General features: G+C 45.6%; 15 protein-coding genes, 1 tRNA gene and 1 pseudogene. 11 read left to right on the top strand and 6 right to left on the bottom strand.

The window, feature by feature from the left end; genetic code table 11:
• The first annotated feature begins 73 nt into the window (after positions 1-73).
• From JWH17_RS08935 to JWH17_RS08955, 5 genes and pseudogenes are all read left to right on the top strand, one after another.
• Positions 74-3,559, top strand: coding sequence for a PAS domain S-box protein (locus JWH17_RS08935; RefSeq protein ID WP_205222258.1), 3,486 nt, complete (start codon positions 74-76; stop codon positions 3,557-3,559).
• 507 nt (positions 3,560-4,066) lie between these two features.
• Positions 4,067-4,231, top strand: a pseudogene (locus JWH17_RS08940) (response regulator transcription factor); the annotation flags it as partial.
• A 159-nt stretch (positions 4,232-4,390) separates the two neighbouring features.
• Positions 4,391-7,135, top strand: a complete 2,745-nt coding sequence (locus JWH17_RS08945) for a PAS domain S-box protein (protein ID WP_205222261.1) — start codon at positions 4,391-4,393, stop codon at positions 7,133-7,135.
• A gap of 338 nt (positions 7,136-7,473) precedes the next feature.
• Complete coding sequence (locus tag JWH17_RS08950; protein WP_205222262.1) at positions 7,474-7,824, top strand: hypothetical protein; 351 nt, start codon at positions 7,474-7,476, stop codon at positions 7,822-7,824.
• Positions 7,825-7,895: 71 nt separating this feature from the next.
• The gene (locus JWH17_RS08955; RefSeq protein ID WP_205222263.1) at positions 7,896-8,255 is read left to right on the top strand and encodes a hypothetical protein; all 360 of its coding nucleotides are present in this window, start codon (positions 7,896-7,898) and stop codon (positions 8,253-8,255) included.
• 1,405 nt (positions 8,256-9,660) lie between these two features.
• On the opposite strand, the gene JWH17_RS08960 is transcribed toward JWH17_RS08955, so the two are convergent.
• Positions 9,661-10,713 carry a tyrosine-type recombinase/integrase gene (locus tag JWH17_RS08960; protein WP_205222264.1) on the bottom strand — a complete coding sequence of 351 codons (1,053 nt, stop codon included), beginning with the start codon at positions 10,711-10,713 and terminating at the stop codon, positions 9,661-9,663.
• A 177-nt stretch (positions 10,714-10,890) separates the two neighbouring features.
• Positions 10,891-10,977: transfer RNA gene (locus JWH17_RS08965), tRNA-Leu, on the bottom strand.
• Between the two features lie 160 nt (positions 10,978-11,137).
• On the opposite strand from JWH17_RS08965, the gene JWH17_RS08970 reads away from it, so the two are divergent.
• On the top strand, positions 11,138-12,124 hold the full coding sequence (locus JWH17_RS08970; protein WP_205222265.1) for a potassium channel family protein: 987 nt from the start codon (positions 11,138-11,140) through the stop codon (positions 12,122-12,124).
• Here the strand turns inward: JWH17_RS08970 and JWH17_RS08975 are convergent.
• The 3 genes from JWH17_RS08975 to JWH17_RS08985 are packed head-to-tail and all read right to left on the bottom strand — an operon-like array spanning position 12,099 to position 15,167.
• Positions 12,099-13,283 (bottom strand): pyridoxine 5'-phosphate synthase, encoded by a 1,185-nt coding sequence (locus tag JWH17_RS08975; protein ID WP_205222266.1) that lies wholly within the window; start codon positions 13,281-13,283, stop codon positions 12,099-12,101. The two genes, JWH17_RS08970 and JWH17_RS08975, sit on opposite strands and share 26 nt — an antisense overlap.
• Before the next feature lie 32 nt (positions 13,284-13,315).
• Positions 13,316-14,314, bottom strand: a complete 999-nt coding sequence (locus JWH17_RS08980) for a PhoH family protein (RefSeq protein ID WP_332468397.1) — start codon at positions 14,312-14,314, stop codon at positions 13,316-13,318.
• Positions 14,304-15,167, bottom strand: a complete 864-nt coding sequence (locus tag JWH17_RS08985) for a thioredoxin domain-containing protein (protein ID WP_205222268.1) — start codon at positions 15,165-15,167, stop codon at positions 14,304-14,306. Before JWH17_RS08985 ends, JWH17_RS08980 begins: the two co-directional genes overlap by 11 nt.
• Before the next feature lie 241 nt (positions 15,168-15,408).
• Between JWH17_RS08985 and JWH17_RS08990 the strand changes: the two genes are divergently transcribed.
• The 5 genes from JWH17_RS08990 to JWH17_RS09010 all read left to right on the top strand — a co-directional run bounded on the left by JWH17_RS08990 (position 15,409) and on the right by JWH17_RS09010 (position 21,802).
• Positions 15,409-15,831, top strand: a complete 423-nt coding sequence (locus JWH17_RS08990; RefSeq protein ID WP_205222269.1) for a DUF3015 family protein — start codon at positions 15,409-15,411, stop codon at positions 15,829-15,831.
• 57 nt (positions 15,832-15,888) lie between these two features.
• Positions 15,889-17,826, top strand: coding sequence for an Lnb N-terminal periplasmic domain-containing protein (locus tag JWH17_RS08995; protein WP_205222270.1), 1,938 nt, complete (start codon positions 15,889-15,891; stop codon positions 17,824-17,826).
• A 669-nt stretch (positions 17,827-18,495) separates the two neighbouring features.
• The gene (locus tag JWH17_RS09000) at positions 18,496-20,667 is read left to right on the top strand and encodes an adenosylcobalamin-dependent ribonucleoside-diphosphate reductase (RefSeq protein WP_205222271.1); all 2,172 of its coding nucleotides are present in this window, start codon (positions 18,496-18,498) and stop codon (positions 20,665-20,667) included.
• 200 nt (positions 20,668-20,867) lie between these two features.
• Positions 20,868-21,362, top strand: a complete 495-nt coding sequence (locus JWH17_RS09005) for a YecA family protein (protein WP_205222273.1) — start codon at positions 20,868-20,870, stop codon at positions 21,360-21,362.
• Between the two features lie 23 nt (positions 21,363-21,385).
• On the top strand, positions 21,386-21,802 hold the full coding sequence (locus JWH17_RS09010) for a VanZ family protein (RefSeq protein ID WP_205222274.1): 417 nt from the start codon (positions 21,386-21,388) through the stop codon (positions 21,800-21,802).
• Positions 21,803-22,136: 334 nt separating this feature from the next.
• On the opposite strand, the gene hemB is transcribed toward JWH17_RS09010, so the two are convergent.
• Positions 22,137-23,111 (bottom strand): porphobilinogen synthase, encoded by a 975-nt coding sequence (gene hemB / locus JWH17_RS09015; protein ID WP_205222275.1) that lies wholly within the window; start codon positions 23,109-23,111, stop codon positions 22,137-22,139.
• Between the last annotated feature and the right edge of the window lie 43 nt (positions 23,112-23,154).

Genomic DNA, 23,154 nt, shown 5'->3' on the forward strand with positions numbered 1-23,154 from the left:
GCATCGGAAACAGCTCATTGAGACGGGCGAACCCCAGGAATGTGATCTGCGGCTGGTCAAGCCGGATGGCGCATTGCTCTGGGCTCAACTGACGGTAAACGCAGCCCAGGCGGAAGACGGCCCCCCCGTATGCTACTTGGTGCTCAGTGATATAACCGGTCGCAAGCAGGCGGAGGAGAAAGCCAGGGAAAGCGAACGAATCCTCAGGGACATCGTGGAAAATACGCTTTCCGGTTTCTGGGATTGGAATCTGGTGGACAGCACCGAATACCTAAGCCCGTCCTTCAAGCGCATGTTCGGTTACCTTGATCACGAAATGGAAAGCTCGCCGGAAGCCTGGCAGCGGATCATCTTCTCTGAGGATCTACCCGGAGTCTTTGAGGTGTTTGACCGACACGTCGAGAGCCGAGGCCGGGAACCATTCTACAACGAGGTCCGCTTCAAGCATAGGGACGGTTCCACCATATGGGTTATCTGCACAGGACGGATCATCGAATGGGCCGAGGACGGAACGCCAATTCGTATGGTCGGGTGCCATGTTGACATCACCGATCGGAAAAAGGCCGAAGCAGCACTGGATCGACAAAACATGGTGGATAAGGCCGCAGCCGAAGTTTTCCTGAAATTACTCGGTGCCGGATCTTTTGAAGAAATATCGCACCTGTTGTTGGAAAAGGCCACGCAACTCACAGGCAGCCTATGCGGTTTTGCGGGTTATATGGAACCGTTCACAGAAAGATTCGTCGCCTCGACATTCACAAGGAATATATCGGATGGGTGCCGTGTTGCAGACAAGACCGTTGTTTTCGAAAAACCCATCGGCCTGTGGGACTGGGTCGTTAACAACCGCCTGCCCCTCATTTCCAACCACCCGGAGAGCGACCATCGCTCTTCAGGCTTTCCGCAGGGGCACATTCCAATTCGGCGTTTTCTTGGAGTCCCGGTGCTCCATGGCGAAGAACTGGTGGGGATGATCGCTCTTGCCAATTCGGAGGAAGACTATAGCGATCAGGACATGGCTGTGGTCGAACGGCTGAGCACCATATATGCCCTGAGTATTCAGAAGAGCCGTACCGAAGAAGTACTTAAACGTATCAATGACGATAGTGAAAAAAAACAGCGTGAACATATTGGCATGCTGAAGGCGCTTGTTGATATTTCCAGCGGGTTTATCAATGTGCCTCCCGACAAAACTGACGATATTGTAGTGGAATCTCTCCAGGCGATCTGTCTTCTGGTGGATGCCGACAGGTCTTATGTGTTCAGTTATGATTTTTCCAAACAGACCACCAGCAACACCTACGAATGGTGTCGTGATGGTATTGAACCACAGATAGAATATTTACAGAATATTCCCCTCGAACTAATACCTGACTGGGTCAAAAACCACAGAGCAGGTAGCATTAATTACATTCCGGACGTTATGGGTCTTTCTCCTGAAAGCGATATCAGGCAGCTTCTTGAGCCTCAGGGTATTAAAAGCATTATTAGCGTACCGCTAATGCGGGGCGATACCTGTGTCGGTTTTGTCGGCTTCGATAGCGTGCACAAGCATCATAACTATACTGACAAAGAACAGAGCATTCTGGAGGTTTTTAGCCTCATGCTGATCAACCTTCACAAGAGAAATGAATCCAGTCTTGAGCTAACCAGAGCAAAAGACTATGCTGAACAAAGCGAAGAAAAGTTTCGCCAGATAGCCGAAAATGTAGGTGAAGTTATTTGGCTGAGAAGCGCGGATAATTCAAAAATGCTTTACATAAACCCTGCCTATGAAAAGGTATGGGGCCGCACCAGTGAGAGTTTGTATAACAACCCAGAATCATTCATTGACTCAGTATATGATCCGGATAAACCTGCGGTATTCGCGGCTTTTGAAAAGTTAATGAGAACAAATACTTTTGATGAAGTCTATCGAATAGTGCGGCCTGACGGCAAGATTCGCTGGATCCATTCTAAATCCTTCCCGGTTAGAGATAGAGACGGTGATATTTTAAAGCACACGGGTATAGCCATTGATATAACCGAACGCAAAAAGGCAGAAGAGGCGTTGCGCACAGCCAACATTAAACTTCAATCGTCCATCAGCCGAGCTAAGGAATTCGCACAAAAAGCCGAGGCTGCCACCAAGGCCAAGAGTCTGTTCCTCTCTAACATGAGCCACGAACTGCGGACCCCCTTGAATGCGGTGATCGGATTTTCCCAACTGCTGGCAAAGGACCCGATGCTCACTGAACGGCAGCACAGTGATGTGCAGGTTGTCCTCCGCAGCGGCCAGGACCTGCTGGAGATCGTCAACGACATTCTTGAGATTTCCAGAATCGAAGCAGGGCGTCTGGAAATCAGGCCGGTCAACTTTTCCATCCATGAACTGCTGATGGACCTCGAAAGGTTGTTCCGCTCCCGCTGTGAGGCCAAAGGGCTGCACCTAGTGGTGGAGCGGGATGATCATTTGCCGGAGTTCCTATATGGCGACCGCACGAAACTAAAGCAGGTTGTTACGAACCTGCTGAGCAATGCTATCAAGTTCACCGAAAAGGGCGGCATCAGCGTCCGGGTCCGCAGTGATGTCTATCAAGAAAAGGATTTGCCGCGAAAGGTGCGCGTCAAGCTGACCATCGAGGTGGAGGACAGCGGCATCGGCATATCCTTAGAGAACCTGGAAGCCATCTTCCGTCCCTTTGATCAGGTCGAATCTGCGGCAAACACAGGCGGAAACGGCCTGGGCCTCGCCATCTGCCGGGAGTATGCCGCCTTGCTGGGCGGGGATATTCGGGTTGTCAGCGAGCCTGGCCGGGGCAGCTGTTTTTGCTTTACGGGGGAGATGACACAGGGAAAAGCGGTTCCAGGAACTGGTGCGCCGGCATACCGCGAAGTAATCGGTCTTGAATCGGGCACCGGCCCGGTGCGGATATTGGTGGTGGAGGACGATCCTGACAATCAGGTGCTGGTAAAAGCCCTTCTGGCACCCATCGGTTTTGAGGTATACCAGGCCTTCAACGGCAAAGAAGCCCTTGCGCTGTTTAAGAAGATCCGGCCCGCTGCGGTGCTGATGGATATGCGCATGCCGGATATGGACGGATACGAGGCCACGCGGCAGATTAAATGCACTGCTGCGGACCTTGCCACGCCTGTCATTGCCTTGACTGCCAGCGTATTTGAAGAAGGGAAGCAAAAAATCCTGGATGCTGGCGCGGACGCTTACCTGCGCAAGCCGTTTCTACACAGGGAGCTGTACGAAATCCTCGGCCAATGCCTGGGATTACGGTATGTGCACAAGAATGACGACCAGAAACTTCCCACGCTGACGGTCGAGGCAATATCTGAGCTGTCTGAAGCGCTGCGGACGAAGCTAAGGCAGGCGGTTGAGGATGGCGATATGGTTCTGTTCATGAAACTTCTCGAGCAAGCGGCTGAATCCAGTCCTGAATTGGCGAGGAAGTTGCGCAAACTGGCCGACGTATTCGACTACCCTCGTATAAATGCTCTGCTTGCTGGGAAAGGGGTGCCATCGGATGAAGAAGGACACAGCCCAGACAATAGTCATGCCGGTGGATGACACATCGGCAACCCTCGTTCTTGCAATATAGTATCCTAAATGCCGGATATCGGGCGGTGGTGCACCCCAACGGTGCAGCGGTTCTGGCTGCAGTAGACAAGAATCCGCCCGATATCATTTAATACGAATCTTAGCCACAGTCGATGGTATTGTTGTTACGTTTCGTACCACTGATACATTTTGTTCCGCTCCCCTTTTTTACCTATAATCTTAATGTCTTGCTCCCTCGCTAACGGCATTGTTGAGTTAAAACGTACCGTCCCTCGGCAGGCAGCGCCTCCTCGCCTTGAATATATTATCCTTAATACAATTAGTATATTGCAGAGAACAGCACAGCGTTGGCACACTAGTTGCTTATTAACTCCCGGTTGAAAACGTACAATCCACCCCGGAGGCGTAATAGCAATGACTACGATTTTGCTTGTCGACGATGATCCGCACATCCTGCGATCAATAAAAATCGGATTATTAACAAGTGGATATACCACTATATAGGCTTCTGACGGACCGACGGCTCTGGTTTTATTGTCTGAGCGACGGACTGGTATCGATATCGTTGTCACCGATTATATGATGCCTAAAATGAACGGTATAGAATTGCTGCATGCAGCAAAGGAGTACGACAATACAACTCCGGTCGTCCTGATGACTGCTTATGGTGAAAAAAACTAGTAAGTATCCACCGGTTTTACCGGTGGATACTTACTATTCAAGAAACCCCTTAGTCGAACGTTTATGGAGAGCCGTGGCGTATGAGCAGGTGTATCTGCATGCAACTATTTTATGTCTTTTGTTGCCTAATTGTAAAATATTAACCAAATAGTATTGATAATGAAGAATCTCAAAATAGGAACAAGACTTTACGCGCTTATAGGTTTTCTATCCGTGCTGTTGATCATGATCGGCTTCCTGGGGGTGCACAGTATAAAACAAGGTTTCGACGGACTTGATACAGTTTTTATGGACCGCGTTGTTCCTTTGAAAAGTTTGAAAGTTATTGCGGACATGTATGCGGTCAATATCGTTGATACCTCCCATAAGGTTCGCAATGGAAATCTACAATGGGGGAAAGGGAGGGCCAATGTCGAAGAGGCCCTGAAGATTATTCGGAAAAACTGGGAAGAATACCTGGCGACCACCATGGTGGCTCAAGAGGTTAAAACCATTGAACAATTAAAGCCATTGTTGAAAGAGGCAGGCAGTGGTGTGGCTGAGTTGATCGATATCTTGCAACGAGAGGACAGGGAAGGTTTGGCAAGATTTACAGTCACCCGTCTCTATCCGGTCATTGATCCGGTATCGGAGAAGATAAGTGAATTGGTAGACTTGCAACTCAACTTGGCGGAGTCGGAACATAATAAGATTTTCAGGATATATGAACGGAGTAAAATAATAACCATTATATCTGTATGTTTTGGAGTATTGCTGGCAGGCGGTTTGGGTATGATGATAGTACGTTCCATCACCGGACCGTTGGCTAAGGCCACGACCGTGGCTGCGGCCATTGGCAAAGGGAACTTCACCTTAAGGCTCAATATCAACCAGAAAGATGAAGTCGGTATTTTCTTTCAGGTCTTCGACCAGATGGTCGATGAACTTGACCAGCAGAAGCAAATACTTCAGAAGAGCGAAGAACAATATCGGACAATTTATGATTCTGCGAATGATGCGCTCTTTATCCACGATTTGAAGACCGGCTCCATTCTGGACGTAAACCAAAAAATGTGCGAGATGTACGGCTTCAGCCAGGAGGAAGCACGTCAGATTGATATCGGGGTTTTGAGCGCTGGCGTTGCTCCCTATACCCGTCAAGATGCTCTGGGATTCCTCTCAAAGGCTGCCCAGGGACAACCGCAGCACTTTGAGTGGAATGCGAAGGATAAGGCAGGGAGTCTGTTTTGGGTCGAGGTGAAGATGCAACGCGTGGAAATGAACAGTGAATACAGGGTATTGGCCACCGTCAGCGACATCTCCGAACGCAAGCGGGGGGAGAATGCCTTACGGGAATCCGAGAGGCGATTATCTCAAATTATCGAATTTTTGCCCGACGCGACTTTTGCCATCGACATCGATGGTAATGTCATTGCATGGAATCATGCAATTGAAGAGATGAGCGGAGTCAAGGCTGAAGATATGATGGGCAAAAGTAATTATGAATATAGTATTGTGTTTTATGGGGTTCGACGACCGATCCTGATTGATTTAGTGCTCACTCAGGATGAAGAGATACAGAGACAAGACACCTCTGTAAGAAAAAAAGGGGATTGTATTTTTGCCGAGGCGGACGTGACTCTAAAAGGGACGGTTCGTAATTTGTGGCTAATAGCCAGGCCTTTATTCGACAGCAGTGGAAATATCGTAGGTGCCATCGAATCAATTCGCGATATAACCGAGAGTAAACAAGCGGAGGTAGAGAAGGCAAACCTCAATGAAAAGCTCCACCATGCTCAGAAGATGGAGGCTGTTGGCACACTGGCTGGGGGGATTGCGCACGACTTTAATAATATCCTGACTGCGCTCATCGGTTACGGCAACCTGTTACAGGTGAAAATAGCCCCGGACGATCCATTGCAGGAGTATGTTAACCAGATACTGATATCGTCAGAAAAGGCTGCAAGTCTTACCAGGAACCTCTTGGCCTTCACCAGAAAACAGATCACAGAACGTAGGCATCATAATGTGAACACCGTCATTTATGGCATAGAAAAAATCTTAAAAAGTTTACTTTCAGAGGATATTGAATTCAAGACTTCATTGACCGATGAAGATGTAACTATAATTGCGGATAGTATTCAAATAGACCAGGTGTTGTTAAATCTTATTGCAAATGCACGAGATGCCATGCCAAAAGGCGGCAATCTTACAATCGAGACGCATCTTGTGAATTTCGATAATCTTTTTATAAAGACCCATGGTTTTGGAAAACCCGGAGGGTATGTATTGATATCTGTTTCTGATACAGGGCTCGGTATGGATGAGAAGACCAAAAAGAAAATCTTTGACCCTTTTTTTACCACAAAAGAAGTGGGAAAAGGAACGGGGCTTGGTCTCTCCACCGTCTACGGTATTGTCAAAAAACATGATGGATTTGTTACTGTGTACAGTGAGCCTGATGAAGGAACGACATTTCACGTCTATTTTCCTGTAGCGATGACATGCGAAAAAGAAAATACAGTCAACCATTTCAATGAAGTAGAAGGTGGTACTGAGACAATATTGATCGCTGAGGACCATGATGAATCACGAAGCCTTATAAAAGAAGTATTGGAGGGTAAAGGATACACTGTTATCGAAACTGTGGATGGATCGGACGCTGTTCAGAAGTACATGGTCTTCATTGATCAGGTATCACTCGTCGTTCTTGATGTTGTTATGCCCAAGAAAAACGGGATAGATACATACAATGAAATGAAAAAGATGAATCCTGATGTCAAGGCGTTATTTATGAGTGGCTATACCGCCAATGTCGTCTTTGACAAAGGGCTTAATGAAAAAGGTTTCAATTTTATTTCCAAGCCGCTTTCTCCTAATGCCCTATTATTTAAAATAAGAACACTGCTGTCCAAAACAGAATAAAAATTAAAATTAAGCTCGAATTTACTGGGCTGGCACTAGGCTCCCACCATTGCACTGTAATCTTTCAATGAATCCGCTTTTGTGATTTAAAGCCATTCATGAAAGATACAAGCCTGCTTAAATGCCCTGACTGCGAATTATCCGACGTGCCATGTTTCAAACGCTACGAGAACATTAATAACGGACCCCGTTAGCTGTATCGATGCGCCACCTGCCAATCAATATTTTCCGAAACTCGTAACACATCGATAGAAGGTCTAAAATCTCCAATCAGCAGGGTCGCCTGTGCATTAAAACTTCGCAGTGAAGGGCTTGGCCTTCGGGCCACAGGTCGTGTTTTGCAAGCAAACAAGCGTACGATTACCGAGTGGGAGGAACGATTTGCAGCCCAAAAAGAATCACTAATGTTGTATACCTTTTGCAGTGAGTTTGTTTCCCTTACCTTCGAAGGTGATGAATTCTACACCATCGTGGGCAAACGCACAGCACCCATGGACTCCAGAGTATGGACAGCTGTTATTATGGAGCGTGCCAGTCGGTTTATTGTAGAGCAACGAGCCGGAGAAAAGAATGCGTCCTTATTCAAATCTGTAATGGCAACAATCTGTGAATATTCCGCCCAGACCAATGATTTTACCTTCTTGTCCGATGGTGAAAGACGATATGGGATATGGAAATATGCTCTTTGAACTATGCTGTGAAACCCTGCGGACGGGCAAGCCTGGACGTCCTCGTAAAGTTCTTCCTCCGGGTGTCCCGGGTGCGTATCAAGAACAAGGGTAGCCAAAAGCATAAAAAAGGACCGAAACGTCAGAAATACCAAGCATCACAAAAAGAGCATCCCGATACAAGGCAGTATTTACAGGTGTCTGAAATTCATGCAAATCATGTCGAAGCTCAAAATACTGCTCTTAGAAGAAGAAATAGCGCGTACAGGCGAAGAACAAATACATATGCCAAGACTGAAGGTGGCTTGCAACGCACTCTGGATGTGCATCAACTGATACATAATTTTGTAAGGCCACACTGGACAACAGGAGTAGTGCCTGCTGTTGCCTTAGGAATTATGACGCATTCCATGTCTCTTGAAGAAATTTTAACCACACGAAGGGCTATTTGAAACATCAAAGCTCTGCACAGTCGGGATCGTAAACACAAAATTGAATGATATGAGCCCAGTGCCAATTACGTAATACCCTCCTGCCTCACAATCGGGTCACCATTTCGATGCAGTGCAAAAATGGGGATACCGTACATGTCAGAAAAAGTGTGCGACCTGATTCTGAGCAGCATAAAATATATTCAGCATTGGGTCTGAAAAATCATCCGGGGAATGTGGAGAAAACAACCATTGCAACAAAATGAAAGATGTAGTGCCATACTGAACGGAAATTTGTGGCTAACATACTTAAAATAAAAGGCATTTTTGTTTTAAGTCACGAAGTTGGGTTAACATGGAATCAATTAGTTATACCTTACACTAACTCTTTATCATTCATTTTTGACTAAATAAAAAGAAGCTTTTTATTCTGCCCATGAAGTTTACTTATCCTGCAAAATTGAACCATCAGAAGTCAACGTATTTCCATTATATGTTGACCTCGTGTCACAGAAGATGTGAAATTCTGTAGTTGGCTTGTAGCCGTTGCAACGCCATATTTTCTCCCAAAATAGATCGTCAAATGACCTGCTATATTATGGCGCAAGTTGCAACTTGTCATACAAATTCAGTAATTTACACGATACCTCTGTCGCCGATTTAATTCAAATATTTTTCAGGATTCCGGGTGATTGAATATATTTGCATTGATAGTGGTATTTTTTTGCAGAGTCAGAGGGGAAGGCGAGTTGCCAATATTTTGCGCAGAACGGTACAAGTCTACTCTGTACCCTCTCGGGTTGTCGGGAAGGGGGCTTTTACGAGCTGGAATAAGAGATAATTCCTGTTATGTTGCGAGTTGCCCTATCTACTTGAAATTAAAGATCTTTCAAGACATTTTCTGAAAAATTATTATTTCTTTAGACATCAGATAGTTATAGGTCATTTGGGAATTGGTACTATTAAGCTCGCAACATAATTTTCCGACCTTAATTAAATTACGACGGTAAAATTTCTATAGGTACTGAAGGGCTACCTAAGTGAGAAATAATTGATTAAGGAAACAAATCCAATCGTTAAAGCGTTCATATCACAAGAAATAATTTAACATTATTAGTGGCTCGCACCATTACACTATGAACAGTTATAAGAATTTTTGAGTTTGTAAATACAAAAAAAGTAAAAAAAGAAAATCCAAAGAAAAAGGAGGAAGAATAGATAGAATTACGACTACAGAAAGAGGGAAGAAAAACAAGCAGAGGAAAAAGGAAAAAAGACACAACATAACTAACCTCTCAACATAATTCCTGTTTATACGCAACAACAAACTGTAAACTTTTCCATCGCTGCATGAAAAGGATGGGAGATTGTCAGATTTGATTGAGACATAGCTGCTTAATGTGTCAACTTACAGAATTGACGGAAGTTATTCAATTCCGAGAGAGTTGATTCGCTCAACCGCCTTCAATTTATGTTCATCAAGAAGATGGGTGTAACGTAATACCATTTGCAGTGTACTGTGACCGAGGATAGCAGCTAATGTACGGATATCGGTACCCGCCATTAGCATGTGGCTCGCAGCAGTATGGCGGAGATCATGCATATGTAATTTTGGTAAATTGGCACGCTCTCGTGCTTTATCAAACGATGTTCTGAATCTGGAGGAGGGTATGTTTTGTGCCTGCGAACTTTTTCCTTCTCCCTTAAGAAAGACAAACTCGTGGTCCGAATTTGTTTTTTTTATTTTTTGTAAAACCGTTAAGACTGTTTTTGTTAACGGAACGGTCCTGGGTTCATTTTTGGTAACATAAAGTATGAGCGACCGACGGTCGAAATCTATCTGGCTCCACCGCAACCCTGCCGCTTCGCTGGGACGCATAGCCGTCTGGAGTAAAACCAAAATGTAGGGATAGAGCATTTTATTACGGCTTACCTTGCATTCTTTAAGTAACCGTACAGCTTCATCTTCTTTTAGAAAAAGTATTCTGCCCTTGGGAACCTTCGGACGCTCAATGGATTTAACAGGGTTTTCTAATGGGAGTTCCCATTCTTTACGGGCCTTGGTGAATAAGTGAGAAAGGAGCGCTAGTTCTAGTCGAACAGCATATGCAGATACATTCTCTAAACGTCTATCTCGATATTTTGAAACAACAGACGGGGTGATTTCAGGCAACAATGTATTCCTGCCAAAATTTTTTTTCAGAATTTTTGCAATTCTTCTTTCCCGCTCTTGTGTTGTCAGAGCTTTTTGAGGGGTAACTGTCTTGAGGTATTTATCCAGTGCATCATCAAAAGTTATCTGAGCACGGCGAGGATCTTTAAATCTTTTATTTTTTATCTCAGTTTCGACTTCAGCGGCCCATGTTCGTGCTTCACCCTTTGTGTCGAAAGATCTGGTAATAGATTTTTCCCCTTTAAGGCGAATAGTCACGGAGTATGATATTTTTTTCTTTCCTTTTCTTGCGACAATCCTGGCCATTTTTTTTGTCTCTACTTTTTTTGCTCCATTTTTGCTCCATTTTGTTCGGCAAAATATAGTAAAAAAGAGCAGGAAAAAGCAAATTAAAACTAAAGTGAGGCGTGAGGAGAGATGTGGTGTGAAAAAGAAAAGGGTTAAAAAGCTGTTTAATTTTAGCTTTTTAACCCTTTTTGTGTTTGGTGCCCGGAGCGAGAATCGAACTCGCACAGTCATACGACCGAGGGATTTTAAGTCCCTTGCGTCTACCAGTTCCGCCATCCGGGCTTGGTGCGCTATTGTATACACAGCCGGGCAAAATTTGTCAAACCACAAATGCGACAAAGGAGCAGCTGTTTCGGGAGTTTATCATAAAGAAAAAATGAAGATTGTGTGCTATGCTAAATTAATTATCAGAGATTAAAAGTATTTTTCCATTGGCTGGCAGATGCGTAAAGCTCTTATCATAAGTAGTTTATTTTTATTGCTCCTTGTTGTTGGTACCATCGGCTATATGCTGTTTGAAAATACCAGCTTTTGGGGCGGTATGTATTTGACCATTATTACCGTTTTCACCGTTGGCTACGGTGACATTGTCCCGATTCATCCTACCGGTAAAGTTTTTACGGTTTTTCTTGTTATCACTAGCGTCAGTTTTGTGATGTATACGTTCAGCAAGATTACCGAAACTATGATTGAGGGCGAAATTCGAGGCTTGTTCAGGAGAAGGAAAATGAAGCAGCATGTTGCACGTCTTCAAGATCACTACCTGGTGTGTGGTTTTGGCAGGATTGGCAAAGAAATTTGTAAGATTTTACAGGAAAACAAACGGCAATTTGTAGTTATCGATAATGATCCAGAGGTTGTCCAGGAGATAGAAGAACTTAATTATCTTGCTTACGAGGGAGAGGCCGCTGACGATGATGTTCTGCTCACTGCTGGTATAAAAAAAGCAAAGGGACTGATCTCTGTGGTTTCCACTGATGCCGATAATCTGTACATTACACTGACGGCAAGAGGGCTCAATCCGGAGTTGTACATTTTAACCCGGTCCAGTGGTGCTGGTGGCGTGCAGACAAAACTAATGCGGGCAGGAGCTTCAAAGGTTATATCGCCTTATGCAATAGGGGCGCGGAGGATGGCCCATCTGGTTGTGCGGCCCACGGTCACTGATTTTATAGATTTGACTATGCGGGCTGGAGAATTGGACCTGCTCATGGAAGAACTCAGGGTGAGCTCGAGCTCACCCCTGATTGGTAAAAACCTGATAGAATCTGAAATTAGAAAAAAATATGATGTGATTGTGGTTGCCATCAAACGGGAAGATGGCACAATGCTTTTTAACCCAAAACCATCGACCTGTATCTACGCAGAGGATATTCTGATTGTTCTAGGCTCTTATGAAGACATCACAGGGTTAGGTAAGGAGCTTTGACAATTGCGCACATTTCTCGAACAGCCTGATCCAACCCTACTATGACCGCTCTGCTGATGACCGAATGACCGATGCTGAGCTCTTCGATGGTCGGTAAGGCCGCTATGGGGCCTGCATTTCTGTAATCCAGGCCATGGCCGGCATTAACCCGTAAGCCTGATTCAAAGGCTAGTTCTGCAGCGTGTTCGATCAGGCGAAATTCCTGTGTCTGCTCTTTTTCGCTTTGCGCATCACAGTAACGGCCGGTATGTAATTCCACAAAGGTCGCACCTATTTCTGCTGATGCTTCTACCTGTTCTGCATCTGGATCAATGAACAGTGAGACTGGTATCCCTGCCTTGTTCATTTTTGCGATGGTCTTTTTTACCTTTTTGAGATTGCCGACAACGTCAAGCCCACCCTCTGTGGTCAACTCCTGCCGTTTTTCCGGCACCAGGGTGATCATGTCTGGTTTTATTTCGAGGGCGATGTCAATTATTTCATTGGCTATTGCCATCTCAAGATTGAGTTTGGTTTTAACGGTTTGGCGCAGCAGACGAATGTCTCTGTCCTGCATGTGGCGCCTGTCTTCCCGCAAATGGGCCACAATGCCTTCCGCACCAGCGAGTTCACATATACCGGCAGCGAGAACCGGATCTGGTTCGTTAATTCCACGGGCCTGTCGTACTGTTGCAACATGGTCAACATTGATGGCAAGATGCGGCATAGTAATTCTCCTGAATGTTTTAAGTTGCTGAAAAAGAATTTTTTCTTTATCCCACATTTCAATGGCTTCTTTTTCTGATCGTTCATGGTCATAGCCGATGAGGTGCAGCACCCCATGGATGATAAGCTCTGTGAGTCGGTGATGGAGTGTCACCCTTTGTTCTGTAGCCTCCCGTAGAGCCGTATCGACTGAAATAAGTACATCTCCGAGTTCATTTTCCGGTACAGTAAAGCAGTTGTCAGAGGAATCTACAGGGAAAGAAAGGACATTGGTGGGACCGGATTTGTTGCGATATTGTATATTATAATCAGCTATTTCCGGATCACTCATAAACACGATGCTGAGCTGTACATCGTGTAACTCCAACAAAGAGAGGAGGCCGGCAGTGTTGTGTTCAAGCAGAATATGGTTAAGCTTGAGCGTGTCGACGGCAGGTGAGTAAGCAATGTTCATAGAGGAAAAGGGCGGTAGCTATGGTGAGCACGCTATTGTTGGGGTGTTGATTGTTTTTCATAGGCATGGATGATTTCCTGAACCAATGGATGACGGACCACATCGGATTTTGAGAAGTGGCTGAACCCGATCCCCTGGATACCGTTTAAAATCCGTTTAGCCTCAACAAGGCCTGAGTGTTGATTGCCGGGCAGGTCGATCTGGGTGACGTCACCTGTAATAACGGCTTGTGAGTCAAATCCTATCCTGGTCAGAAACATTTTCATCTGTTCTCTGGTTGTATTTTGGGCCTCGTCCAGGATAATGAAAGCGTTGTTCAGGGTGCGACCACGCATAAAAGCCAGGGGGGCAATTTCGATGATGCCTCGTTCAATCAGCTCCTGAGCCTTGGTTTGGCCAAGCATATCGTTTATTGCATCTGTCAAAGGGCGAAGGTATGGATCCACTTTCTGAGCCAGGTCACCTGGGAGAAAACCGAGTTTTTCTCCAGCTTCTACTGCAGGTCGGGTGAGGATGATGGTGTCAACCTGTTCACTGGTCAAGGCTGAAACAGCCATGGCAACTGCCAGATAGGTCTTGCCTGTGCCTGCAGGACCAATGCCGAAGACAATATCATTGTTGCGTATTTTTTCTATATAGCGCTTCTGGTTTACAGATTTTGGAGAGATGACCCGCTTGCGAGAGGTGATGTACACTTTGTCTAAAAAAATCTCTTCCAAGGCTGTTGTGGGCGAAGATTCGAGGATCTTTACCCCAAACGCAATATCCTGGGTAAAGACGGGATAGCCTTTCCGGATAAGAGCGTATAACTGTTTCAAGGTTGATTCGGCTATTTCAACGGCATGGTTTTTCCCTTCAAGTTGTACGTGACTCCCGCGAACGTGGATGCTGACCCCGGTTGCCTGTTCAATGGTGTTCAGATTTTTGTTGAATTCACCAAACAGGATTTGTGCTGTCGTATTGTCTATGAAATCAAGATCTTTCGCGACTGTTGAGTTAATGTCTGTTCCATTTTTGACTTTATTTCGCACTGCTTTTCTCCAGTGCCTGGTCAACCATTGCCTGAAGATCTTGTAAAGATCGGCTCTTAACGCGGACACCATTTATAAAGAGGGTGGGAGTACCTGTTATCTCAGCTTTTTGGGCCTCGAAAAGGTCTCTTGCTAGCTGCTGCCTGGTTGCTGTAGCCTCTTTGTCTTTGTTAAATTGCTCCATGTTCAGGCCAATCTTTTGAGCTGAAGCTTCTATGGTTTGTGCACTTATTTTTTTGGTCTTGAAAAGTTCATCGTGCATTTCCCAGAATTTGCCTTGTTTTTGCGCCGCTATAGATGCCAGGGCTGCTGTTTCAGCCTGGGGATGCATACGAAGAGGTAAGTGCTTAAATGCAACTTTTACCGTGTTCGGATTGGCCTTGAGCAGCTTGTCGAGAATCGGTTTTACTTTGCTGCAGTAAGGGCATTCAAAATCGGAAAATTCGACCAGGGTGACAGGCGCATCAGGATTGCCCAGGATGGGGGCTGTGCTGACATCGATATCTTGAGTAAAGCTTATATTCAGTGCCGTAAAACTTTTCTCTTCCTTGTTGAGCAGGTACAGGATTTCTCCCCGCGGGGCAATGTCAATATCTATAACATCTGCGGATACCGGTAAAGCACCAAGTTCTTTGCCGTTGGTATCGAAGATGTGGACTTTGGCATCTGCTCCAAGAACAAAAGTTTTTTTATTATCAAGAGACTGGACAAATGCAACCGGGGCAGCATCCATTTTCCAGCTTTTTTGAGTCGACCAGTTAAGGTTGCCCGAGCTCTTCATGACATTTGTTTCAGCAGCGTGAAGAGTAGCCGGGAGGGTCAGCAAAGCACAAAAAGCAAGTCTTTTCAGCATTGAAATTGTTCCTTATAAAATGAGAAAAGGCCTTAACAGGCCTGAAATTTAAAAATATTGATAAATATATCTGCCTACTATAATGAACGTTGTCTCAATTAGCAAGTTGCATGGGTATTTGAATTGTATGCAATCAAGGATACGGGTTGACGTAGCTGATTGACTTAGAATATCTTGTCTTGTCGTTCATGCTGAGGCCACGAGGCCTATGAATATTTTTTGATGATTATTTACAGGAGATATGTCTTTGAATTTTTTTTCTACTCTTTTATTTGGGCTTGCTGTTCTTGCTTTCCTCTCAGGGTGCGCAACTACAACCGCTCCCACAGAAAGCTCTACCAAAACGTTTGATAAAACAACCAACGCGACCCTTGACGCCACATCGAGTACCAGCCCTGGTTCCTCTGGAAGCGGCAGTGCCGGCGTAGAGGCCTTTACCCAGGAAAATTTTATAGCGCTCAAAGGCGAGATGGCTGCCGGCGAGGGCGAACATCTTGCTGCCTTGGGCGGCTTGCTGCATGTGCCTGCATATGAAGAGGAGCATTTTTTCCTGGTTACCAAAAATACCTATAGCCAGCTTTACCCATCCTCCTCCACAACGCCCCAGCAAATGCTTGTCACTCTAAATGGTGCACTGATTGCAGCAAACATACCACATCAATAAGGATTTTTTGAATTTGCTTTTCCGGCAAAAGGGTGATTGATAAGAATGAGAGGCAAAGTGTATAGAACGTTGCCTCTCATTCTTTGGACGTTTTTATTGTTTTTCGTCTCTGCAGCGGAAAGTGTATCCAGCGTGCATTCGTCGTCCTTGGCTATGCTCCGTCAACGCGCAGCGCAGATGCAACTGTGGCAATCTCCAGCATGGTTGCGACTGTTGCATTATGAGCACGATAGTCAATTTGGTAAAGCAGAAAGCCGTATAGACAGTGGTTCTTTTTTTCTCAGCCCGGCGGGCCAATACGATCCGATTGCAGAAGGGGAGGCCACCCTTGTCGAGCTGTTTGGTGGCAATGCAATTAACGGTGGTGTAGACAAGCGTTGTCAATACCCGGCACGCTACCATTTTCTCAAAACAAAGCTCGCAGTAGACCTCTCTGTTTTTCCTGGACCAGATCCGAAGTGTGAGCAACTCAACTTGTGGTTGGCCGGGATAAAACCGGCTGGTGTTACTCTTGTTTTCCCTGTTTCCTACCTCAATAATCCAGCCTCCATGTTCGGTCATACGCTTTTGCGTATAGATTCCAGTGAGTTTTCTCCGGCGCACCCTTTGTTGACGGCCAGTGTAGGCTTTGCTGCCGTTACCGAACAAGAACACGGCCTGGGGTATGCTATAAAGGGGATATTTGGGGGCTATACAGGTGCTTTTACCGCAGAACCTTATTACATCCAGGCAAATCGATACGGGCAAATAGAAAGTCGGGATATCTGGGAGTATCCACTCAATCTGAGTGTACAGGAAACACAATTTCTCCTGCTCCATGTATGGGAGCTCCGGAATGCAGGTTTTTCCTATTATTTTTTTGACGAAAACTGTTCCTTTCAGTTGCTGGCACTAATGGAGGCTGTCCGGCCTAGTTTGGATTTAGCAGATTCATCGTACCGTTTTTGGAATGTTCCGGTTGATACGGTAAGGGATATTGTGCAAAGCGTTGGTATGCTCGGTAAGGCAACCTACCGCCCCAGTTTAAAGACACGGCTCGAGTCGCGTGCCTCTGCAATGGGGCCGTCACTCGTTGCCTTGGCCAAAGAAGTGGCTTTCGGCAGAGTTGCCGTTGCTGATTTAAGCGTTTACGGACTGAGTCCAGTAGATACAGCTCAGTTGCTTGAATTTGCCCACCTTTATTATCAATACGCAGTGGCAGTCGGCGTGATGGAAGAGGAGAAAACCGATGATGGTCGCCTGCATCTTATCGGCACTATGCGTAGCTCCAACACCGTGCCTGTGCCGTCCTCTATCATAGAGGTACCTGGTATACGTCCTGACCAGGGGCATGCTGTCAGTCGGTTCAATGTCGATATTGGAAGCTATGGGCAGCAACCTTATCTGCAAATGGGTATCCGCCCTGTTTTTCATGATGTCTTTGATCCACAGGGTGGATTTGAAAAGGGTGTACAGATAGAGGCGCTCTATCCGCAGTTTCGCTATTATCCCGAGCTGGAAAGGGTTCAGCTTGAATCCTTTGATGTGCTTGATATCCTCTCCGTTACCCCAGCAACAGTAGTAGCAGCCCCCCTTGCCTGGAAAACCAGGCTAGGATTGCAAAGGTTGGAAGAGGCTGACAGCCGACGAAAATTGACAGGCAACGTTGAAGTCGGCTTTGGTTTTAGTCGGGAATTGGGCAAAGAGACTCTTTTGTACGGTTTGGCTGGAGGCAGAGTGCTGGTTGCCGACCGATTTGATCATTTTCTGGACGCTGGACCAGCCATATTTGCCGGCATAGTAACAAATGTGGATGAAAACCAGACTGTAGGGCTTACTGGGCAGGTGTCGTACATGGTTATGGACAGGCAAATGACGTTATATGACTTTTCAGCAGTACAGAGCTTTTACTGGTCTAGTAATGTTGGCCTACAAGTACGGGCGGGAATAAAAAATGAAGGCTCTCAACCAGAGTTCTATGCCTCTCTTTCATGGCACAAGTTTTTTCGTTTTTAGAGTCACTTTTTTTGTTGCATTTTATGCTTTCAAGTTTTTCCGCAATAGTAAATAATTACCTGCTGACCTGAACCTCTTGAAAATGTGAGGTTTTTTTTGTCGGCACCAAAAACACAATATATAGTGCGCTTTCTGCTTGATGAGTCCTATATGTTGTGATAATGTTGCCAACGAACAAGTCAGGAGCCTTAACGTTTTTCTCCCTGTTTGTTCGATATTACTTTCGAGTCAGGGCCTTACCCATCAATATACCAAGGGACAAGCAACATACGCATCATACCTGTTCGAAGGTTGTTTATTAGAAACTATTCAGCAAAGAACTGAAAACTGTCAATCTACCACGCACTTCAACTGTTCAGCAGTGCTCCAAATGTTCACAAGCTGACCGATTAGCTATACATTGGTATGCTGGGCGGGCAGATCGTGGAGAGTTGGAGTGCTGCTGAACAGTTATGTTTATTATTTATATTCGTATTGCCAGACTGTAGCTTTTTCAGCACAAATTTCCTGATTAAAATTTCTTTAGTAGTCGTACTAATTGAGTTGCACTTGACGGTTTGCTTGAAGCGGGGCTCGTAGCGCCATTTGTGTTTGTAGGTAAGCGAATTTTTTATTTCTGTATTGCTTTATCAAAAGCAAGAAAAGAACCTTTTTGAGAGAGGGGAATATATGTCCAAAGATATGCCTAGACACCATTTGACTGAAACTGCTGAAACTGTATTAAATCGTCGTTATTATTTAAAGGATGAGCAGGGGCGTCCCATTGAAAACTGGGAAACGCTTTGCCGACGTGTTGCTAATGCAGTAGCTGTGGTGGATCAGGATCTGGATGATTATGAGCGTATCCGCGATGAATTTTTTAAGATGATTTACGACCTCGACTTTCTGCCGAACTCTCCTTGCCTGATGAATGCCGGGACAGATCTGGGGCAGCTCTCGGCCTGTTTTGTGCTCCCGGTGGAAGATTCCATGGATGGTATCTTTACCTCCATTCGTAACGGAGCACTTGTTCATAAAACAGGCGGTGGTACTGGATATTCTTTTTCCAGGCTTCGCCCTAAGAATTCAGCAGTTCGCTCAACCCAGGGCGTAGCCTCCGGGCCTTTGAGTTTTGCAGCGGTCTTTGATGCCGCCACCGAAACCATCAAACAAGGGGGTAAACGGCGTGGGGCGAACATGGGCGTATTGCGGGTCGATCACCCTGATATTCTCGATTTTATTTCAGCCAAAGAAGACCAAGAGAAGTACACCAACTTTAATTTCAGCGTGGCTATTACAGATCAATTCATGCGCGCAGTAAAAGAAGATCAGGAGTACAGTCTTGTAGACCCTTCCAACGGTAATGTGGTTAGAAGTTTACGTGCCCTGGATGTGTTTAATAAGATTATAGATCTTGCCTGGCATAATGGTGAGCCGGGGGTCCTCTTTATTGATGCTGCCAATCGTGATAATGCCACTCCCCAGTTAGGAGATTTTGAGGCAACCAACCCATGTGGAGAACAGTGGCTGCTTCCCTATGAATCCTGCAACCTTGGTTCTATCAATCTTGGTCAGTTTGTTGTTGACGGCAAAGTTAACTATAAACGTTTGGGGAAAACAGTACATCTGGCGGTTCGATTTCTTGATAATGTTATTGACTGTAATCGTTTTCCCATTCCCGAGATTGCAGAAATGACCCAAAAGACACGCAAAGTGGGATTAGGCATCATGGGGCTGCATGACATGCTGATTCAGTTGAAGCTCCCCTATGGAACCGAAGAAGGGCGTACCTGTTCAGCTGATGTAATGTCGTTTATCCGTAAAGAGGCAGAACTGGCATCCATCAGGCTTGCAGAAATCAAAGGCCCTTTTCCTGCCTATGATGCGGAGGAAAATACGTATCCTCCCCGCAGGAATGCTGCTTTAACTTCTATTCAGCCAACCGGGACGGTGTCCATGATTGCCGATTGTGCATCAGGCTGTGAACCCTATTTTTCTATTGTTATGGAAAAAAATGTTATGGATGGCGACCGGTTGCTCATGGTGAATAAGCATTTTGAAACCGTGGCAAAGAGGGAAGGGTTTTACTCTACTGAATTACTTGAGAATGTTGCCAGGGATGGTTCTGTCATAGATAATGAAGATATCCCGGAGCAATGGCAGGAAATTTTTCGGACAGCACAGGATATTTCGCCGGAAAAACATATCCGCATGCAGGGCATACTTCAGCAAAACGGGGTGGATTCTTCCATCAGTAAGACGATTAATCTGCCTTCGTCTGCCACCTTGGAAGATGTACGGACTTCCTACCTGCTTGGCTATGAATTAGCGTGTAAAGGGCTGACGGTCTACAGGGATGGTTCCCGTGATCACCAGGTACTGAATACAACTGCATCAAAGGATGAAAAAAGTGCCGTAGTCTCTTCAACAGGCGTTGTACGAAAAACAACCCTGCCCGATATGCTCAGTGCCAAACGTTACCGCTTAAAGGATGTCAATGAAAACACCATCTATTTAATTGTTTGCTTTGATGACAATGAAAACCCGATGGAAGTTTTTGCAAAGTTCCCTTTTGATAACCGGGTTGACCTTAAGGATAAGTCGACCATGTGGACCACGACCTGTCGCCTGGTTTCCCTGGCTCTCCGCTATCAGATTCCGATGGAAGAGATTATCAAGCAGCTTGATCGCTCCAGCGGACATATGCTTGATTTGCCGGCGCAGCTAGGTAAACTGTTGAAATCCTTCATGGCTGGAACCCATCACGGATTTGCTTCTGTCTGTCCTGAATGCAAAGGGAAGTTAGTGTTTGAGGAAGGATGTGAGATTTGTCATGATTGCGGGTACTCAAAGTGTTCGTAACGGGTTAAAGGCAATATGGAAGTAATTTTTCTACGCAGGAGGTAACAGGCAATGAGCTTCATCAATTTTGTCTGTTGCCTGTGAGGTCGTAATCTGTTAAGTGCTTATAAGGATTAGCAAATATGCAGAAAGGCAAGAGTGGCGTATGTTATTTGGCTGTGTGCTGAGAGTACCTTTTATAAAAGCAAGGACTAGAGAAAATGGGAAAGATCGGTAGAAATCAACCCTGTCCATGCGGGTCAGGGAAAAAATACAAGCATTGCTGCCTTACTGCACGGCAGATGGAGCGGCAAGCTGTCAAAGAAGATCAGATCAAAGTCACCCTGATGAATGCCATTGCAAAAGTACAGGGGGCAGCAAAGAAGAAAAAAGAAGAGTTCTTTGAACTCGGTGTGTTTATTTTCTTTAGCAGTGCAAAAGGTGATGCCTGGTTGCTGGAAGTAACCGACTCTGATGCTGTGCAGGTTGCGCGGGATGGAGAAGCGCTTGAAGCGCCCATAGAAGAGAATAGTGAGACTATCGAGATCAACTGGAGCCACACCTACGCCCTGCGTGAGAAAAAGCTCTTTTTAACTTCCTATGCAGACCAAGAGGAAATGCAACTGTCCGGCGCACCGACCCAGCAGATCAATGCAGCCATGAAAAGGGTGAAGAAGCGGTATTCGCAAGAATTACTGGATCAGGTGCATATTTAACCCGTAAACAAGGAGCCTATAGTATGAAAGGCGTCGGGAAATATGGGTTTCGAGCTATCCCCATGGCAGTGGTCATGGGGATAATTTTTTACCTTTCTCATCAACCAGGCGGCACTTTTCAGCTCCCTCTTCTGATTAACGGTCTGGATAAGGTACTCCATGCCTGCATTTATGCCGCGTTGAGCGTATGTTGCTGTTTTGTTTTTCCTTTGCGTGTGTGGCGGCAGAAACCTACACTGGTATCGGCGGGTGTCGTTTTTTTTTGCCTGATGTTTGGTATAACCGATGAAATACATCAAAGCTTTATTGCTGGGAGAGACTCTTCCGGAGCCGATGTTGTAGCGGATGTAACTGGAGCAATTGTTGCGGCTGCTCTGTATCTTTTTGGGAATTCTGTGGTGGGTAAAAGTCGCTGCACAAGAGTATGCAGGAGTGAATGAGGCAAGTGGAAAGGTATGAATGCATCAGGAAAAATACCTGGTGCATTCATACGAGTTTGGATTGTTTCCTAAATCCCGCACGTCGAATGTTAGAAAAAATAAATTCTACTTTAAAAAACAACATATTGAGCAGACAATTGATTTGAAGTTCTATTCACTGTTTGAGTGAACCTATTTTTTCTCACCTTCAACGCCCTTCGGGATCGGCAATTTCACCAAATCTGCTACGTTACCGAAGGCTTGAAGTATTTTTATACGTCTGCACCTCCGTTGCCTCACATCTTCGGCAGGTAGCGTAGACTCCGAAATTTCCAATTGCAGGATTTAGGTGTTTTTATTTTGCCAGCAGTTTTGCCATATCCTTGGCAAAATAGGTTAAAATGATATCAGCGCCGGCACGGCGGATGGATAATAGTGTCTCAGCCATTACCCGTTCTTCGTCAATCCAGCCTTTTTCAGCCGCAGCCTTGATCATGGCGTATTCGCCTGACACATGATAGGCGGCAATCGGCAGGTCGAATTCATCTCGTAATTGTCGAATGATGTCCAGATAGGCAACAGCCGGTTTCACCATGAGGACATCTGCTCCTTCTTCAACGTCAAGAGTTGCCTCTCGCAGCGCCTCTCTGCTGTTTGCCGGGTCCATCTGGTAACTACGTCTATCTCCAAATTGTGGCGAACAATCAGCCGCATCCCTGAATGGGCCATAAAAAGCGGATGCATATTTGACCGCATAGGACATGATTGGAGTCATATGGTACGAGTTCTCGTCCAGGGCACTACGAATTTCACTAATCCTGCCATCCATCATATCCGATGGCGCAACCATGTCAGCCCCTGCTTCGGCATGGGAAAGAGCGGTTTTTGCCAGCAGCTCGAGCGTGGCATCATTATCCACCTCGTTATTTTGGAGGCAGCCACAGTGTCCGTGGTCTGTGTACTCGCATAAACATACATCTGTTATAACATTAAGCTCCGGGACCTTATTTTTGAGCTCTTTAATCGCTTTCTGGATAATGCCGTTTCTGGCATAGGCCCCAGAGCCAATTGCATCTTTTTTTTCCGGTAAACCAAACAGGATCACTGAGCGTATGCCTAGGGTCAGGCACTCTTTTGCCTCTTGTTGCAGTTGGTCAATGGAGAATCTGAAAACACCAGGCATGGAAGAAACCTCCTCTCTTTGCCCTTTACCAGGCAGGACAAAGAGAGGGTAAACGAGCTGATCCGGGGATAAATGGGTTTCACGGATCATGGAGCGAATTGTTTCATTTTGACGCATTCTACGGGGGCGATATTCTGGAAAAACCATGGATGTACCTATATGTGTGTAATATAAAAGATTAGGGGGAAAC

It is taken from the genome of Desulfogranum marinum, assembly GCF_016918565.1.
Classification (GTDB): Bacteria; Desulfobacterota; Desulfobulbia; order Desulfobulbales; family Desulfobulbaceae; genus Desulfogranum; species Desulfogranum marinum.